Origin of the sequence: Sphingobium chungbukense (assembly GCF_001005725.1) — a bacterium.
GTDB lineage: Bacteria > Pseudomonadota > Alphaproteobacteria > Sphingomonadales > Sphingomonadaceae > Sphingobium > Sphingobium chungbukense.
Genome location: NZ_LBIC01000006.1, coordinates 118,627 through 134,071, shown reverse-complemented (window position 1 = coordinate 134,071; position 15,445 = coordinate 118,627). Strand labels below are relative to the sequence as shown.

The following is a 15,445-nucleotide window of genomic DNA, read 5'->3' as shown; positions in this document are numbered from 1 at the left end:
CGGGAGCAACTCTTTTGAATGGGAGGGGATATGCAACCACGTTTTTATGCATCAGCTGCGGCGCTCGTCGTGCCCGTTTTCCTATCTGGCGCCGCCTCGGCCCAGACGTCAGGCGCATCAACACCGCCCACTGAAACCGGTATGCAGCGGGAAGCGGCCCAGTCCGACGGCATGCAGCTTGGTGAAATCATTGTCACCGCCAACCGGCGCTCGGAAAATGTTCAGAAGGTAGCGGCCACCATCAGTGTGATAGGCGGCGAGTCGCTGAACAGCTCGGGTATTACCAGGAGCAATGAGATTTCGCAGGTCGTGCCGAATGTCACGATTTCCTCGACATACAGCAATACCAACCCCCGTATTTTCATCCGCGGCGTTGGTACTGCGGATTTTAATCCGAATGCCGCCAGTCCGGTGGGCGTATATATTGACGATGTTTACATCGCTTCGACAAATGCGATCGCATTCAACCTCTTCGACGTTCAGCGGGTGGAGGTGTTGAGCGGGCCGCAGGGGACGCTCTACGGGCGAAATACGACTGCTGGCGCAATCAAATATTTCTCCAAAATGCCGACAGATCGTCTCTCGGGCGATATTACGGTTCGCGGAGGCAATCTCGACGACGCCTTTGTTGAAGCGGCGCTGTCGGGGCCTTTGGCGGGTGACGCCCTGACGGGCCGCGTGGCGTTCACGGCGGAGCGTCGGGACGGCTATATGGTCAATCGACTGACGGGCAAAGACACCGGAAACGACATCAGGACCTGGGCCGGGCGCGGTATATTGAAGTGGGAGCCGTCCAGCGACTGGCGTTTCGTGCTGAATGTGCACGGCGGTAGATCGAACCCGCACACCGCAACCTTCAAGTCGCGCGGAACTTTGACTGCGACCGGGCAAAGCTGTTCGCTGGAGGCGCAGCGCGCCTATGAATGTTATGACGTTCTGGGCTATAGAGACACGCCTGACCTGCGTTCGAATGCCATCAATCGCGTCGGGCGGGAGATCATCGAAAATTATGGGGGGCTCCCTGTCGATCGACAAGGATTTCGATTGGGCAAAGCTGAGCAGCATCACGGCCTACAACAGGGTCCATCTTACCCGGGTCGAGGATACGGATAGCTCACCCAATGAAAGCCTTGAATTCACTTACGATCAAACCAGTCATCAGGTCACCCAGGAACTGCGGCTTGCATCTCCCGGTGGGGATAGACTGAACTGGATAATCGGGGCTTACTATTTTTACGAGAAAGTGGATTACAACAATCAATATGACAGCCTTCGGGCGCTCAGGCCGAGCTTCGGATTCGACCCATCGTTCGGTATCTTGTTCGCCGATCACTTCTTCCATCAGAAAAATTGGGCGTATGCCGCGTTCGGGCGGGCCGATTATGCCATAACCGACAAGCTCAAGCTTACGGCTGGCCTGCGCTATACCTATGAGCGCAAGACCTATAGCGAGAACATAGCTCTGGTGGAGCCGACTTTTTCGGTTCCCGTTGTGGATGTCGCCGGAAAGATATCGAACGGCAATGTCAGCGGAGACATCATAGCGAATTATCAGATCACGCCCGACGCGATGGTCTACGCCTCGGTTTCGCGCGGTTTCAAGAGCGGTGGCGTCAATGGCGGAGTCGTGTTCGATCCGGCAGAGGTGACCACGTTTACGCCCGAAACGATCACGAGCTACGAGGCGGGCGTGAAATATCAGACGCCGGATCATCGGCTGACACTGAACGTGTCGGGCTTCTATTATGACTATAAGGATCTTCAGGTCTATTCGCTGTTGCAGCCCGCCGGTGGGGGCATCCCCAAACAGTTGCTTGATAATGCGGCTACCGCACGGGTTTACGGTCTGGAGGGAAGTTCGGCCCTGGCCATCACGAAGAACATCAGGTTCAGAGGTTCCCTGGGTCTGCTCAGCGCCAAGTTCACCGATTATCGATCGGAGTCGGCGGCAAATGACTATACCGGCAATACGCTGGCCCGCGCGCCGAAACTGACCGCATCCCTTGGTCTTGACGCAAGCACGCCCATTTCGTCGAATCTTGCCCTGTTCGGAAGCTTTGACGCTTCCTATCGCACGAAGGTCTTCTTCTATCCGAATAATGATCCACGGTTCGAGCAGCCGGGATATTGGATGTCAAATGCCCGGATCGCGATCGGATCGCAGACGAAGACATGGCAGGTGGCGCTATGGGGCAAGAATATTTTCAATAAGAAATATTATCGCGATATCGTCGATTTCACGAACTATGGTTTCACGGAACCCGCCGTTGGCGAACCGGCGACTTATGGTGTTGAAGCGACGTTCCACTTCTAAGAGCGGGGCCAGTCCGATCCTCTTCCCGACCACCATATTCCGGTTGGATGGTCGGGAGGAGGATTGGATGCATGAGGCCGATGGCATCCAGGCCCGATGGGCGGGGGAATTACATGACGATAACAGGCATCGAAACATTTGTGTGCGACATCGAGAACGCGCCGCAAATGGCGCGCTTCTTCAAGGATGGCGGGCCGGGACGGGCGCTTGACCGTATCACGCACGGGCAAGCGCCAGCCGAAGCCGCGATCGGACACGACTGATGGCAAAAGTGGTCATCTCCTGCGCCGTTACCGGTTCGGCGCACACGCCAACGATGTCCGATGCCTTGCCGATAACGCCGGAGGAGATTGCCGCGCAGGCGATCGAGGCCGCAGAAGCGGGCGCCGCCATTCTTCACCTGCACGCCCGCGTGCCGGAGGATGGCCGTCCGACCGGCGATCCCGACATATACCAGCGCTTTCTGCCCACCATCAAGCAGGCCACCGACGCTGTTGTGAACATCACCACCGGCGGGGCGGCGACGATGAGCGTGCAAGAGCGCCTTGCCGCCGCCGCCAGGTTCCAGCCGGAAATGTGCTCGCTCAACATGGGTTCGCTGAATTTCGCCTTTTTCCCTGCGGCAAAGCGGATCAGCGAATGGAAATATCCGTGGGAAAAGGATTATGTCGTCAATTCGGACGATTACATCTTCCGCAACACCTTTCGCGACATCGCCTATATCCTGGAGACGATGCGCGAGGCCGGAACCCGGTTTGAGCATGAATGCTATGACGTCGGGCATCTTTACAACCTTGCCCATTTTCTCGATCGGGGTCTGATCAAGCCCGGCTTCTTCGTGCAGATGATATTCGGCATCCTGGGCGGCATCGGGCCCGATCTCGACAATCTCATGTTCATGAAGCAGACTGCGGACCGGCTCTTCGGTCGCGACAGCTTTCAATGGTCTGTTCTGGCGGCGGGCCGGTACCAGATGCCTTTCCTCACTCAGGCTGCGCTGATGGGCGGCCATGTGCGCGTGGGCCTGGAAGACAGCCTGTTCATCGAGCGCGGCAAGCTCGCAGTCTCCAACGCCGAGCAGGTGGGCAAGATCGTGCGTATCCTGCGCGAAATGGGACATGAGCCCGCCAGCCCCGCCGAAGCGCGGGAGATTTTGGCGCTGAAGGGCGGCGACCGCGTCGCCTACTAGAGCGATTTCCAGTCAGATGGCATCATCTGACGGTTAAGAAATCGCGGCAAATAAAAGACTTAGAGCGGCCGATCTGATTCAATCAGATCGGAATCCGCTCTAAGTGGTGGAGGGAGCGACGAACAAGGCGGCAAAGCCTCTTTCGTGATCGGCGCGTCCCCTTGGAGCCTTGGGAAGACCGCATGACGCTTATACGAATGGGCAAGGGCCCCAACCCTCTTCATGGGTGGCAGTTCGATCCGGAAAAGGCCCGCTTTGTCGGTCACGACCTTCAGCGCCCGGAATGCATTCTCGCCGAACGCGATGGCACATTGTGGGCGGCCGACGCCCGTGGCGGGGTCATGAAGATCGTGCCGGGACAGGGCCAGGAGCTGATCCTTCAGTCGGTCGACGCGCATTTCGATTTGCAGGCCGACGCGGCTGCAAGCCTGCTCGGCGGCACTTTGCCCAACGGTCTCGCGTTCGCGCCCAATGGCGACATATTGATCGCCAATTTCGGCACCGACCGGCTCGAACGCATGACCCGCGAGGGCAAGACGCGGGTGCTTTGCGACAGCATCGACGGCCAGCCGATGGGCAAGGTCAATTTCGTCCTGACCGACAGCCGCGGCCGCATCTGGCTGACCGTTTCCACCCGAACCAACCCCTGGAACGATGCGCTACGCCCCGATCTCGCCGACGGCTACATCGCGCTGATGGACGAACGCGGCCTCAGGATCGTCGCCGACGGTTTCGCTTTCACGAACGAGATCCGGTTCGACGAGCAGGAGGAATGGCTTTATGTGGCGGAAACCGCGCGTCGCCGCGTAACCCGGCTGCGGGTCGGGGCGGATGGATCCTTGTCGGGACGGGAAATCTATGGTCCCGACAGTCTTGGGTCCGGCTTTATCGACGGCATCGCTTTCGATGCCTACGGAAATCTCTGGGCCACGATGATCTTTGCCGATCGGTTGATCGCGATCACGCCGCAGGGGGATGTGCTCACCCTGCTGGAAGACGGCAACCCCGAGGGTCTCGCAAGGATGGAGGCTGCGGTGGCGGGAGGCGATGCGCCGCCCTTCGATGTGCTGATGAAGACCGGCGGCAAGCTGTGTCCGTGGCTGGCATCGGTGACATTCGGCGGACCCAATCTGGATCAGGTTTATCTCGGGGGCCTGCGCGCGAACAGGATTCCAGTCTTCGCCAGCCCGGTCGCCGGTCTGCCCATGGCCCATTGGAACGCATGATGGTGGGCGAAACGCAATTGTCGCCGGAATGGCTCTCGGGCAAACGGATTGTGGTCACCGGGGCGGCGAGCGGTATCGGCCTGGGTGCGGCGCAGCTTTTCCAAAGGCTGGGCGCGGAACTTGTCGTGGCTGACCGCGATCATCCGGCGCTGATCAAGGCATGGTCTGAATTGGCGCCGGCCCGTTGCCAACAGGTCGATGTGGTGGATGAGGCGGCCTGTGAGGCATTGATGGCCAGTGCCCACGCCCTTCTCGGCGGCATCGACGGGGTGTTCAACAGCGCCGGCGTCAGCGATGTCGTCGCACCGGCGCTGGAAGTCGCCATAGCCGACTGGCAGCGCGTGACCGATATCAACCTGCGCGGTACCTTCCTTGTTTGCCGGGCGGCCGGCAGGATCATGCTGGCGCAAGGGTCCGGATCGATCGTCACCATATCCTCGGTCAATGGAGTGACCGGCATACCCAGGCGCCATGCCTATGGCCCCGCCAAGGCCGCGATCGCGCAGTTGACCCGAACGCTGGCGTGCGAATGGGCAGGTGCAGGCGTGCGCGTCAATTCGCTCGCCCCCACCTATATCCGCACGCCCATGATCGACCGCCTGAGCGCGGAGGGGAAGGTCGATGTCGGCCGGCTTGAGCGGCGAACGCCGATGGGACGGCTCGGCGAGGTGGAGGAAGTGGGCGCAGCGGCCGCCTTTCTGCTGTCGGATTGGAGCCGTTTTCTGACGGGCGTGCTGCTGCCGGTCGATGGCGGGTGGCTGGCTTATGGCGGACCTGGCGATGTGGAGACCGCCTAGGTCCTCCATCCTGTCACTCTGACCTGATATATCCTCACGGCTATGGAAGAAATATAATTTATGCTCCTAGTGGGATAGCTCGCGGCCCTTATGCTGACAATGAATTAGGGAGGAGGTTGCTCGTGGACAGCTTTCCAGCCGGAGTGGAGATCGGCGGCACTTTCACCGATCGCATTGTGGTTTCGGACGACGGCGAAATGGTGACGGCCCAGGCGCGATCCGCCCTGCCAAACTACACCGAGGGCCTGATCGAGCGCCTAAGCCGAACGGGACTTCCGTAAGGTCGAGTCCTATTCCGAAGGCTCGAACCTTAGCCGATCGGCTCACGCAATCACCGGCTTCGGCGATCCCATCCCGCACGATAGGGAGGTTTGCGTGAATTGAGGCCGAAGAGCTGGCGAGCAAATCAAAACATGGCTCGCGGACGGAGAGGTTGCGAAGGAGCATTGGATGCTGGACGCATTTGACCATAGAACGACACTCACGGGAAACCAGCGGCGGCTTGTCTTCGCGGCGACAATGATCACTGCGCTCGAGTGTTTCGACTATTATGTGATCGCCTTTGTCATCGCGTTCGTCGTGATCCCTTGGAAGCTGACATTTGGGGAGACCGCCCTGATCCTGACGTCATCGGGCATCGGAACCTCGCTGGGCGCCTTTTCCTGGGGCTATTTGGCCGATCGGATCGGCAGACGCCCGGTGCTTGTCATGACTGTCCTGGTTTTCGCCCTCGCCACTGGAGCGCTTGCCTTCACGCCCGAACGGGGGTGGGTCTATCTCGCCGCGTTCCGGTTCTTGATCGGCGTCAGCGTGGGTGGCCTGTACGCCGTTTTGATGCCGTTGGTCCAGGAGTTCATGCCAGCGCATCGCAGGGGCCAGATGGCGGGGCTGGTCACCTCGTTCGTCAGCATCGGGATCATTGCAGGAGCGGTCTTGGGCGCGTTTCTGACGCCATTGATCGGCTGGCGCGGTCTCTTTGCTCTGGGGGCGTTGCTGGCGGTGCTGGCATTCGCGTTCCTGACATGGATCAAGGAATCGCCTTTCTGGCTTTGCTCCCGGGGACGATGGGAGGAAGCACGGGCTTCGATCGCCTGGGCATTGGAATGCTCTCCTGCCGATGCGCCCGACCTCCATTATCGGCCGATCGAGGCCAAAGCTCGTTTTCTCGAACTCTTCCGGCATCCGCGCGCGCTGGCAGCGTCCTGGCTGTCGCAGCTAAGCTACCAGATAGCGGCAAACGGAGTCCTGCTATGGGCTCCCACCTTATTGGCGCTGCAACTGGCCATTCCCGCTGCGAGTGCCGCCAAACTGATGATTTCGGTTTCGGTTACCGGCTTGGTGGGCCGGCTGTTCTTCTCGGCCGTAGTGGAGCGGTTCGGCCGGCGCCCGCTTGGGTTGATCGTTGGAATCGGCGCTGCCACCGCTCTGCTGATAGGAGCCTGCGCACACTCCGCGACCGTGGGTGGCGTATCGTTGCTATGGGTGTCGCTGATCCTTTGGGCGCTTGTTGGGGACGGGGGATATGCGATTGTCGGGCCATATAGCGCGGAGGTGTGGCCTTCCCGTCTCCGGGCGACGGGCATGGGATCAGCCTATGGATTTGGAGCGATGGGCAAGATCATCGGTCCGTTGGCGCTCGCTCTGATTACCGGATCGGCCAATGTCATAAGCCCGGAGGCAACACTGGATGCTATCGTTCCGGGCTTTGGCTTCTACGCAGCCTGTTACTTCGTTTGCGGCGTCGCATTCCTCATCGGTTTCGAAACGAAGGGACTTTCATTTGCCGATATCGATGCGCGTGCCTCTCATGATCGGAACCCCATCGTAAGACATCATCCGGCGCCGCCTCAGCGCTTCGTGCCGACTTTAAGGAGAGAGAAATGAACGACATTCCCCCCGAAGGCATGGTCATAGACTGGGACGTCCCCGTTACGATGGACGACGGCATTGTCCTGCGCGCCGACATTTTCCGACCGGCCAGACCGGGACGCTATCCCGTGCTGCTGAATCATGGCCCGTACGGCAAGGGCCTCTCCTGTCAGGAGGCCTATGCTTCCGCCTGGCAAGTGATGGTGGACGAGTATCCGGAGGTTCTGGAGGGGTCCAGCAACCGCTATCAGGCGTGGGAGACGATCGATCCCGAAAAGTGGGTTCCGGACGGCTATGTGTGCATGCGTGTGGACTCCAGGGGCGCTGGAACTTCGCAAGGGGTGATGGACCTCTGGTCGCCGCGTGAGACGCAGGATTATTATGATTGCATCGAATGGGCCGGTACGCAGGACTGGAGCAACGGGAAGGTCGGCCTGATCGGCATTTCCTATTACGCCATCAACCAATGGCAGGTGGCGGGGTTGCAGCCGCCGCATCTGGCGGCCATTTGTGTTTGGGAGGGTGGGTCCGACTTCTATCGCGACCTTTTTCGCCACGGCGGCATAGTGTCGGATATTTCGTCCGGCCCCTGGTATACGGGACAGGTTCTCGCGGTCCAGCACGGCAAAGGCGGGAACGGCAAGCGGAGTGCGATCACCGGAGCGCTGGTCGCCGGTCCCGAGACATTGGATGAGGAGACGCTGAGAGCGAACCGTACCGAATTGCCGGACCAGGTGCTCGAACACCGCTTCGACGACGATTTCTATCGCTCGCGCTTGCCCGATTTTGCCAAGATCGACGTCCCCTTGCTCGCGGCCGCCAATTGGGGTGGTGCGGGGATCCACCTTCGCGGAACTATCGAAGGCTATCTGGCGGCCGGGACGAAGAAGAAGTGGCTGCGGGTGCATGGCAACAGCCACGTCGCGCCTTTCTATCTGGACAATTCGATCGCCTATCAAAAGACGTTCTTCGGCCAGTTTCTCAAGGGTGAGGATACGGGCTGGGACCAGCAGCCTCCGGTCGATCTCAAGATCCGCCATCCCGGTGAGCGCTTCGCCTCGCGAGCTGAGCAAGAATGGCCGCTGGCGCGTACCGACTGGCAACGCCACTATCTTCGCCCTGATCTCACTTTGAGGCGGGAGGCACAGGCGGGGCCGCCGCTTTCCTACGAAACGATGGGGGAGGGGTTGACCTTCCTGATGCCGGCCTTCGACGAAGATGTTGAGATCACCGGCCCGCTGGCACTCAAGCTGTTCGTGTCCTCGAAGACGACCGACGCGGACATTTTTGCCGTGTTCCGCCTGTTCGATTCAGCCGGTGTCGAAACCTTGTTCATCGGAGCAAACGATTCGGCACAGCCGCTCACACTCGGCTGGCTGCGGGCGTCACATCGCAAGCTGGATCCCGTGCGCTCGCTTCCCTATCGCCCCTATCACGCCCATCGTGAGGCCGAACCACTGACGCCGGGCGAAATCGCCGAGCTCGATGTGGAAATCTGGCCGACTTCGATTGTTGTTCCGAAGGGACATCGGATTGGGCTGACGATTAGGGGCAAGGATTATGAGAATGCTCCTCACTATGCGCCTCAATCGTCGGCGACGATGCGAGGCGTATCGTCGCTTTATCACAGAAGCGAAAAGGATCGACCGGCCGAGATATTCGATAGCATCAACACGCTTCACTTCGATCCTGAGCGAGCACCATATCTCCTCCTGCCCGTGATTCCTTCTGCCACAGGCGACGCGCCTATCGACTGGTTTGCGCACCTGCGCGGCGCACCAATGCGAATAGGATAAACCGTCCGGGTGGTCGGCGCTCTCGTGCGGTAGACCTTGAAGAAAAGCGGATCAACGCGATCGCCGAGGAGCGCGTCACCTCTGGCGAGAGCGCCCATTGTCCTTTCCCCCATCGTCAACGCGGCGCCTCCGCTCGTCGAACGGCTTCCCCGCGGTGCGGCGATGACGGTGGCGGGTGCTCCGCCCACCGCCGCCGTCATCATCTGCCTCTTGATCGCTCGGGCGGCAGCGCCCGGTATTGAGGCAGGTCAAATCGCCGCTTGCGCAGGATCAATGCCAGGCATGTCGCGGCGCGGCAGAAGGGCGGCACAGACAACAGGGATGGAGTTTCAAGGACATGACCATCAAGACGATCCTGCTGGGTGCGGCTGCCGGTTGCGCCGTTCTGGCCGCGCCCGCTCAGGCGGCACAGGGCGATGTGCTGGTGCGGCTGCGCGGCATCATAGTCGCGCCCAACGAAAAGAGCGGAAGCGTGCTGCCCGCCTTTCCGGGAGAGAAGGTGAAGGTCGACAACAGCGTGATGCCGGAAGTGGACGTCACCTATATGGCGACCGACCATATCGGTTTCGAGCTGATCGCCGCGACCACCAAGCATAGCGCGAGCGGCCGGACCGGCACGACCGGGGGCATCGGCAGGCTTGCGTCCACCTGGGTACTGCCGCCGACGCTGACGGCGCAATATCATTTCCTGCCAGAAGGGAAGATCCGGCCCTATGTCGGGGCGGGCGTGAACTACACGCTATTCTATAATGAGAAGGCGTCGAATGCGCTGGAGGGCGCGGTGGGCGCGACCAAGGTGCATATGTCCGACAGCTTCGGCTGGGCAGCGCAGGCTGGCGTCGACATCGACCTTAATGATCGGATGTTCCTCAATCTCGACGTCAAATATATCGACATCGATACCACCGCGCGGCTGTCGACCGCCGCTGCCGGAGTGCAGAGGGTGAAGCTGGAGCTTGATCCCTTCGTCTTCGGCGTGGGTGTTGGGATGAAGTTCTGACGAGGTGTCGGCTGACGGCCGGAATTGGCCAATAGCTGCCATTCAGCGCATCGGTGTTCCTGCGAAGGCAGGAACCCAGTTCCGCCGCTTGTGGATCATCGCACCGTAGGAACTGGGCTCCTGCCTTCGCAGGAGCACGGTGTACTGCAAGGAAATCAGCGCGAAACAGCGCGAAACAGAACGTCCGCTCTCCACCAAATCTGTCATGCTTCCGCTTGGGTGCGCTGCCCATAGGGACAATTACGGATAGGTCGCATCATGCTGTCGCGGCATGGATCGGCGCATGGATATGCGATTTGATCTGGCGCAAAAGGCGCAGGATGATACGGCCCTGGTCATGGCGGGTGCGCCGTCGGGCAAGGGCTGTGGCGGGCAATATTGCGATCGGTGCGAGGTGCGCGATCAGGCGATCTGCGCCGACCTCGACGAACAGCAGCGCGGGGCGTTGAACCGGATCGGGCGACGGGTGTCGTTGCAGGCCGGGCAGACGGTGATGTGGGAAGGCGACAGCAGCACGCTGGTCGCCAATGTGATCGAGGGGACGCTGAAGCTGTCCACCTCCACAGGCGACGGGCGCGAGCAGATCGTCGGCGTCGTCTATGCCTCCGACTTTATCGGCCGTCCCTTCGGCGCGCGGACGCCGCACAGCGTCACGGCGCTGACCGATGCGCGGCTGTGCCTTTATCCCAGGGGCGCCTTCGACGGCTTTGCGCGGGAACATCCGGTGCTGGAGCATCGTCTGTTGCAGCGGACGCTGGACGATCTCGACCGGACCCGCGCCTGGATGTTGCTGTTAGGGCGGAAAAACGCGCGGGAGAAGGTCGCGACATTGCTGCTCGACATGCACAATCGGCTGCCGGCGGATCGGGGCGGGGTGATCGAACTGCCCCTGTCGCGGCAGCAGATCGCCGATGTGCTGGGGCTGACGATCGAGACGGTGTCGCGCCAGATCGGCGATCTGAAGCGGATGGGCCTGATCGCGCTGGCGGGGCGGCGCGGGGTGCGGATCGTCGACGCCGACCGGCTGGAGGCCATGGCCGAGGGGGAGTGACGGAGAGGCTTTGGCCATTTCGAGATGTCCGGACCGGATGAAACGGTGGCCGGAATCTGCCGTGACCCGTGGCTATTCCCAAGAGAAGATTGTGCGCGATTTGCAATTTGACGGGGATTGCCCCTCCTCAAACAGCACCACGCGATCTATCGCCTTCAATTGAGATTGGGTGAATGGCGTTGGCGAGGTGAAATAGGCAGCGCCGTGCGAGCCGTTCCAGATCGCGATCTGATACCCGCCTTCCGCTCTTTTTTGGGCAAATCTTGCGGGACTGTCGGCTGAGCGCCTTTTAACGATCCGGCCTTTGGGGCGACTGGCCCAACCTGTTCCATATACCTCTAAAGTGCCGAAAGCCCCTTCCCAGCGAAAACCGCCTCCATGTATGCCGCCTTCCAAAGTCCTGATTTTTTCACCAGGCATCAGGTCGATTATCGGTGAATAACCGCAGAACCGCCCAGGTCCCTCAATTTCGCTGGCGTTCGCCGGAGTGAGGACCAACGAAGCAACCCCTATAGCTGCTGCAATCACTATTCTCATGGGGCCTCATCGAGAAATCCGGATGTCCAGTATAGCGGCTTGCAATCCGATAGCGGAAGGTCCGAAAACACCCGATACGGATATTCCCCTACATACCCGCGCCGCCCGCTTTGACAGAGGTCAATGCATAAGGGCGGCACCCGGACGAAGGACGCCGCAAAGCCTTTGACGGGGAATCCTAATGGAGCAACTGGTTTGGAAGACGGGTGGCTGGTTCGCACTCGCTACGCTGGCCTTTCTGGCGGCGCTGGCGGCGGCGGACTTCGGCTTTGCCGTGCATATGGGGATCGTGTGCGCCGCTGCGCTGGCCGTGGCGGTGCTGACGATGCGGCATGCCGATTATGAGGCGATCACGCGCGGGCTGCTGAAGATGCCCGCAAGCCAGGACAAATATGACGACGATCCGATCCGCTGGGGCGTGATCGCGACCGTCTTCTGGGGCCTGGCGGGTTTCCTGGCGGGGCTGTACATCGCGTTGCAACTGGCCTTCCCGGCGCTCAATCTGGGGATCGAATATACCAGCTTCGGGCGGCTGCGGCCGCTGCATACGTCCGCCGTCATCTTCGCCTTCGGCGGCAATGCGCTGATCGCCACCAGCTTCTACGTGGTGCAGCGGACCTGCCGGGCGCGATTGGCTTTTCCGGCGCTCGCGCGATTCGTCTTCTGGGGATACCAGCTTTTCATCGTGCTCGCGGCGACCGGCTATCTGCTGGGCATCACCGAAGGTCGCGAATATGCGGAGCCGGAATGGTATGTCGACCTGTGGCTGACCATCGTCTGGGTCGCCTATCTGGTCGTCTTCGGCGGCACCATCCTGCGCCGCAGCGAGCCGCATATCTATGTGGCGAACTGGTTCTACCTGAGCTTCATCCTGACGATCGCGATGCTGCACATCGTCAACAATCTTTCCATGCCGGTGAGCTGGCTCGGCTCCAAGAGCTACAGCGCGTTCGCCGGCGTGCAGGATGCGCTGACCCAATGGTGGTACGGGCATAATGCGGTCGGTTTCTTCCTGACCGCCGGCTTCCTGGCCATGATGTATTATTTCGTGCCCAAACAGGCGGAACGGCCGGTCTACAGCTACCGCCTGTCGATCATCCACTTCTGGTCGCTGATCTTCCTCTACATCTGGGCGGGTCCGCACCATCTTCATTACACCGCGCTGCCCGACTGGGCGCAGACGCTGGGCATGGTCTTCTCGGTCATGCTGTGGATGCCGAGCTGGGGCGGGATGATCAACGGCCTGATGACGCTGAACGGCGCCTGGGACCGCATCCGCACCGATCCGATCATCCGCATGATGGTGATGGCGCTCGCCTTTTACGGCATGTCGACCTTCGAAGGTCCGATGATGTCGGTGAAGGCGGTCAACAGTCTCAGCCACTATACCGACTGGACCATCGGCCATGTGCATAGTGGTGCGCTGGGCTGGAACGGGCTGATCACTTTCGCCTGCCTCTATTATCTGACGCCAAGATTGTGGAAGCGGGAACGGCTGTACAGCCTTCGCCTGGTGAACTGGCACTTCTGGCTGGCGACCGTGGGCATCGTCCTCTACGCCGCGTCGATGTGGGTCGCGGGCATCATGCAGGGCCTGATGTGGCGCGAATATGGCAGCGACGGTTATCTCGTCTACGCCTTCTCCGAAGTCGTGAGCGCCATGTTCCCCATGTATCTGATCCGGGCGGCCGGGGGCCTCATGTACCTCAGCGGCGCGATCATCATGGCCTGGAACATCGGCAGGACCATCGCGGGCAGCCCGCTGCGCGAGGAAAAGCCGATGAACGACGCCGCCTATGACGCCGCCGCCGACCGGCCGCTCGTCAACCAGCCTGCCTGAGGGAGTAACCGGACATGGAAACCAAGACCAAGGGCAAGTTCTTCGACCATGGCAGGCTGGAACGGAATGTCTCCCTGCTGGGTATCGCATCGCTGATCGTCGTCGCCATCGGCGGCATAGTGGAGATCGCGCCGCTCTTCTGGATCGACAATACGATCGAAAAGGTGGAGGGCGTGCGCCCCTATACGCCGCTGGAGCTGGCGGGCCGGAATATCTACATCCGCGAGGGCTGCTATAATTGTCACAGCCAGATGATCCGTCCTTTCCGGGACGAAACGGAACGCTACGGCCATTACAGCCTCGCCGCCGAGAGCATGTACGACCATCCCTTCCAATGGGGATCGAAGCGCACCGGGCCGGACCTTGCCCGCGTGGGCGGCAGATATTCGGACGAATGGCATGTCCAGCATCTGAAGGACCCGCGCGCCGTGGTGCCGGAATCGATCATGCCGGGCTATGCCTTCCTGGCCGACCGCGAACTCAAGCTGCCCGACATGCGCAAGGATCTGACCGCGCTGAACGATGTCGGCGTGCCTTACAGCAAGGACGACATCGCCAAGGCCAATGACGACCTGAAGGCCCAGGCCGATCCCGACGCCGACGCCAGCGACCTCATCAAACGCTATCCCAAGGCGCAGGCCCGCGATTTCGACGGCGATCCCGCCAAGCTGACCGAGATGGATGCGCTGGTCGCCTATCTCCAGATGCTGGGCACGCTGGTCGATGTGGAGAGCGCGAAACCGCAAGAGGTGGAGAGATGAACTACGACGCCTTGCGGCACTTTGCCGATAGCTGGGGGCTGGTGTTCATGGGGGTGCTCTATGTGATCCTCATCGGCTGGCACTTCCTGCCCCATGGACGACAGCGCAGCGCGGAAGCCGCGCGCGCCATCTTCGAAGACCAAACGGAGGCCGACCATGGCTGACGAAAAGCGCATCGACCCCGCCACCGGGACGCAGATCAAGCATCATGAATGGGACGGCATCCAGGAACTGGACACGCCGCTGCCGCGCTGGTGGCTCTGGACCTTCTACGCGACGATCCTGTTCGCGATCGGCTACACCATCGCCTATCCGGCCTGGCCGATGATCGACCGGGCGACCGGCGGCATGCTCGGCTGGTCGAGCCGCGGCGCGCTGGACAAGGAACTGGCGGCGCGGGAAAGGCAGATCGCGCCGATCCGGAAGGCCATTGCCGATACGCCGATCACGGCGCTGCCGGGGCACCCCGAACTGATGCAGCAGGCGATCGAAGGCGGCCGGGCGGCCTTCCGCGTCCATTGCGTCCAGTGCCACGGATCGGGCGCGGCGGGATCCAAGGGTTATCCCAACCTCAATGACGACGACTGGCTGTGGGGCGGCGATCTGGCGACGATCGAAAAGACGATCACCGACGGCATCCGCAACCCGAACCATGATGCCACGCGCCAGTCGCTGATGCCCGCCTTCGGCAAGGATCAGTTGCTGACGGCGGCGCAGGTCGACGATGTGGTGGCGCATGTCCGCACGATCAGCGGGCAGGACCGGCCAAGTGCGGCATCGCGGCGGGGGGACAAGGTCTTTGCCGACAATTGCGCGGTCTGCCATGGCCCCGCGGGCAAGGGGAACCGGGAACTCGGCGCGCCCAACCTGACCGATGCGATCTGGCTCTATGGCGGCGATGCGGGGACGATCCACGAAACCGTCTGGAACAGCCGCCATGGCGTGATGCCGCGCTGGGATGACAAGCTGGACAAGGCGACCATCCGCATGCTGGCAACCTATGTGCACAGTCTGGGCGGTGGCGAAGCCAGTCCCCCGGCCGCAGTGGCGACAGGCCGCTAAGCC

General features: G+C 61.1%; 16 protein-coding genes. 15 read left to right on the top strand and 1 reads right to left on the bottom strand.

What is annotated here, in order from left to right:
• Positions 1 to 30 precede the first annotated feature (30 nt).
• From YP76_RS13995 to YP76_RS13955, 11 genes are all read left to right on the top strand, one after another.
• A complete protein-coding gene (locus tag YP76_RS13995; protein WP_198147494.1) occupies positions 31 to 1,113 on the top strand; it encodes a TonB-dependent receptor in 1,083 nt (360 codons plus the stop codon).
• Positions 1,010 to 2,314 (top strand): TonB-dependent receptor, encoded by a 1,305-nt coding sequence (locus YP76_RS13990; RefSeq protein ID WP_198147493.1) that lies wholly within the window; start codon positions 1,010 to 1,012, stop codon positions 2,312 to 2,314. The genes YP76_RS13995 and YP76_RS13990 overlap by 104 nt, the downstream gene beginning before the upstream one ends.
• Positions 2,315 to 2,427: 113 nt before the next feature.
• The gene (locus tag YP76_RS27820) at positions 2,428 to 2,577 is read left to right on the top strand and encodes a hypothetical protein (RefSeq protein ID WP_157035787.1); all 150 of its coding nucleotides are present in this window, start codon (positions 2,428 to 2,430) and stop codon (positions 2,575 to 2,577) included.
• Positions 2,577 to 3,503, top strand: a complete 927-nt coding sequence (locus YP76_RS13985) for a BKACE family enzyme (RefSeq protein ID WP_046764236.1) — start codon at positions 2,577 to 2,579, stop codon at positions 3,501 to 3,503. The genes YP76_RS27820 and YP76_RS13985 overlap by 1 nt, the downstream gene beginning before the upstream one ends.
• A 182-nt stretch (positions 3,504 to 3,685) precedes the next feature.
• On the top strand, positions 3,686 to 4,729 hold the full coding sequence (locus tag YP76_RS13980; RefSeq protein WP_046764235.1) for an SMP-30/gluconolactonase/LRE family protein: 1,044 nt from the start codon (positions 3,686 to 3,688) through the stop codon (positions 4,727 to 4,729).
• Positions 4,726 to 5,526: an SDR family NAD(P)-dependent oxidoreductase gene (locus YP76_RS13975; protein ID WP_232307549.1), complete on the top strand. Its 801-nt coding sequence runs from the start codon at positions 4,726 to 4,728 to the stop codon at positions 5,524 to 5,526. The genes YP76_RS13980 and YP76_RS13975 overlap by 4 nt, the downstream gene beginning before the upstream one ends.
• A gap of 122 nt (positions 5,527 to 5,648) precedes the next feature.
• Complete coding sequence (locus tag YP76_RS27815) at positions 5,649 to 5,807, top strand: hypothetical protein (RefSeq protein ID WP_157035786.1); 159 nt, start codon at positions 5,649 to 5,651, stop codon at positions 5,805 to 5,807.
• Between the two features lie 169 nt (positions 5,808 to 5,976).
• Entirely contained in the window at positions 5,977 to 7,410 is a 1,434-nt protein-coding gene (locus YP76_RS13970) for an MFS transporter (protein ID WP_084733167.1), read from the top strand.
• A complete protein-coding gene (locus tag YP76_RS13965; protein ID WP_046764233.1) occupies positions 7,407 to 9,191 on the top strand; it encodes a CocE/NonD family hydrolase in 1,785 nt (594 codons plus the stop codon). Before YP76_RS13970 ends, YP76_RS13965 begins: the two co-directional genes overlap by 4 nt.
• Positions 9,192 to 9,528: 337 nt before the next feature.
• On the top strand, positions 9,529 to 10,191 hold the full coding sequence (locus tag YP76_RS13960) for an OmpW/AlkL family protein (protein WP_046764232.1): 663 nt from the start codon (positions 9,529 to 9,531) through the stop codon (positions 10,189 to 10,191).
• Between the two features lie 283 nt (positions 10,192 to 10,474).
• Positions 10,475 to 11,242, top strand: coding sequence for a Crp/Fnr family transcriptional regulator (locus YP76_RS13955; RefSeq protein ID WP_046764391.1), 768 nt, complete (start codon positions 10,475 to 10,477; stop codon positions 11,240 to 11,242).
• Between the two features lie 72 nt (positions 11,243 to 11,314).
• Here YP76_RS13955 and YP76_RS27020 read toward each other — a convergent pair whose 3' ends face one another.
• Entirely contained in the window at positions 11,315 to 11,779 is a 465-nt protein-coding gene (locus YP76_RS27020) for a hypothetical protein (RefSeq protein ID WP_084733166.1), read from the bottom strand.
• Between the two features lie 181 nt (positions 11,780 to 11,960).
• Here YP76_RS27020 and ccoN point away from each other — a divergent pair, with 181 nt between their 5' ends.
• From ccoN to ccoP, 4 genes are read left to right on the top strand one after another with little or no spacing between them, the layout of a single operon-like run.
• Complete coding sequence (gene ccoN / locus YP76_RS13950; protein WP_046764231.1) at positions 11,961 to 13,619, top strand: cytochrome-c oxidase, cbb3-type subunit I; 1,659 nt, start codon at positions 11,961 to 11,963, stop codon at positions 13,617 to 13,619.
• 14 nt (positions 13,620 to 13,633) lie between these two features.
• Entirely contained in the window at positions 13,634 to 14,380 is a 747-nt protein-coding gene (gene ccoO / locus YP76_RS13945) for a cytochrome-c oxidase, cbb3-type subunit II (RefSeq protein WP_046764230.1), read from the top strand.
• Positions 14,377 to 14,544, top strand: coding sequence for a cbb3-type cytochrome c oxidase subunit 3 (locus tag YP76_RS13940; RefSeq protein ID WP_046764229.1), 168 nt, complete (start codon positions 14,377 to 14,379; stop codon positions 14,542 to 14,544). The genes ccoO and YP76_RS13940 overlap by 4 nt, the downstream gene beginning before the upstream one ends.
• Positions 14,537 to 15,442: a cytochrome-c oxidase, cbb3-type subunit III gene (gene ccoP, locus YP76_RS13935; protein ID WP_046764228.1), complete on the top strand. Its 906-nt coding sequence runs from the start codon at positions 14,537 to 14,539 to the stop codon at positions 15,440 to 15,442. Before YP76_RS13940 ends, ccoP begins: the two co-directional genes overlap by 8 nt.
• The last annotated feature ends 3 nt before the right edge of the window (positions 15,443 to 15,445 follow it).

What these genes read in the sequence shown, in the direction of transcription:
- YP76_RS27020 (WP_084733166.1), bottom strand. Translation starts at nt 11,779, where the DNA reads ATGAGAATAGTGATTGCAGCAGCTATAGGGGTTGCTTCGTTGGTCCTC.
- YP76_RS13990 (WP_198147493.1), top strand. Translation starts at nt 1,010, where the DNA reads ATGGGGGGCTCCCTGTCGATCGACAAGGATTTCGATTGGGCAAAGCTG.
- YP76_RS13970 (WP_084733167.1), top strand. Translation starts at nt 5,977, where the DNA reads ATGCTGGACGCATTTGACCATAGAACGACACTCACGGGAAACCAGCGG.
- ccoN (WP_046764231.1), top strand. Translation starts at nt 11,961, where the DNA reads ATGGAGCAACTGGTTTGGAAGACGGGTGGCTGGTTCGCACTCGCTACG.
- ccoO (WP_046764230.1), top strand. Translation starts at nt 13,634, where the DNA reads ATGGAAACCAAGACCAAGGGCAAGTTCTTCGACCATGGCAGGCTGGAA.
- YP76_RS13965 (WP_046764233.1), top strand. Translation starts at nt 7,407, where the DNA reads ATGAACGACATTCCCCCCGAAGGCATGGTCATAGACTGGGACGTCCCC.
- YP76_RS13995 (WP_198147494.1), top strand. Translation starts at nt 31, where the DNA reads ATGCAACCACGTTTTTATGCATCAGCTGCGGCGCTCGTCGTGCCCGTT.
- YP76_RS13985 (WP_046764236.1), top strand. Translation starts at nt 2,577, where the DNA reads ATGGCAAAAGTGGTCATCTCCTGCGCCGTTACCGGTTCGGCGCACACG.
- YP76_RS13940 (WP_046764229.1), top strand. Translation starts at nt 14,377, where the DNA reads ATGAACTACGACGCCTTGCGGCACTTTGCCGATAGCTGGGGGCTGGTG.
- YP76_RS13980 (WP_046764235.1), top strand. Translation starts at nt 3,686, where the DNA reads ATGACGCTTATACGAATGGGCAAGGGCCCCAACCCTCTTCATGGGTGG.
- YP76_RS13955 (WP_046764391.1), top strand. Translation starts at nt 10,475, where the DNA reads ATGGATATGCGATTTGATCTGGCGCAAAAGGCGCAGGATGATACGGCC.
- ccoP (WP_046764228.1), top strand. Translation starts at nt 14,537, where the DNA reads ATGGCTGACGAAAAGCGCATCGACCCCGCCACCGGGACGCAGATCAAG.
- YP76_RS13960 (WP_046764232.1), top strand. Translation starts at nt 9,529, where the DNA reads ATGACCATCAAGACGATCCTGCTGGGTGCGGCTGCCGGTTGCGCCGTT.
- YP76_RS13975 (WP_232307549.1), top strand. Translation starts at nt 4,726, where the DNA reads ATGATGGTGGGCGAAACGCAATTGTCGCCGGAATGGCTCTCGGGCAAA.
- YP76_RS27820 (WP_157035787.1), top strand. Translation starts at nt 2,428, where the DNA reads ATGACGATAACAGGCATCGAAACATTTGTGTGCGACATCGAGAACGCG.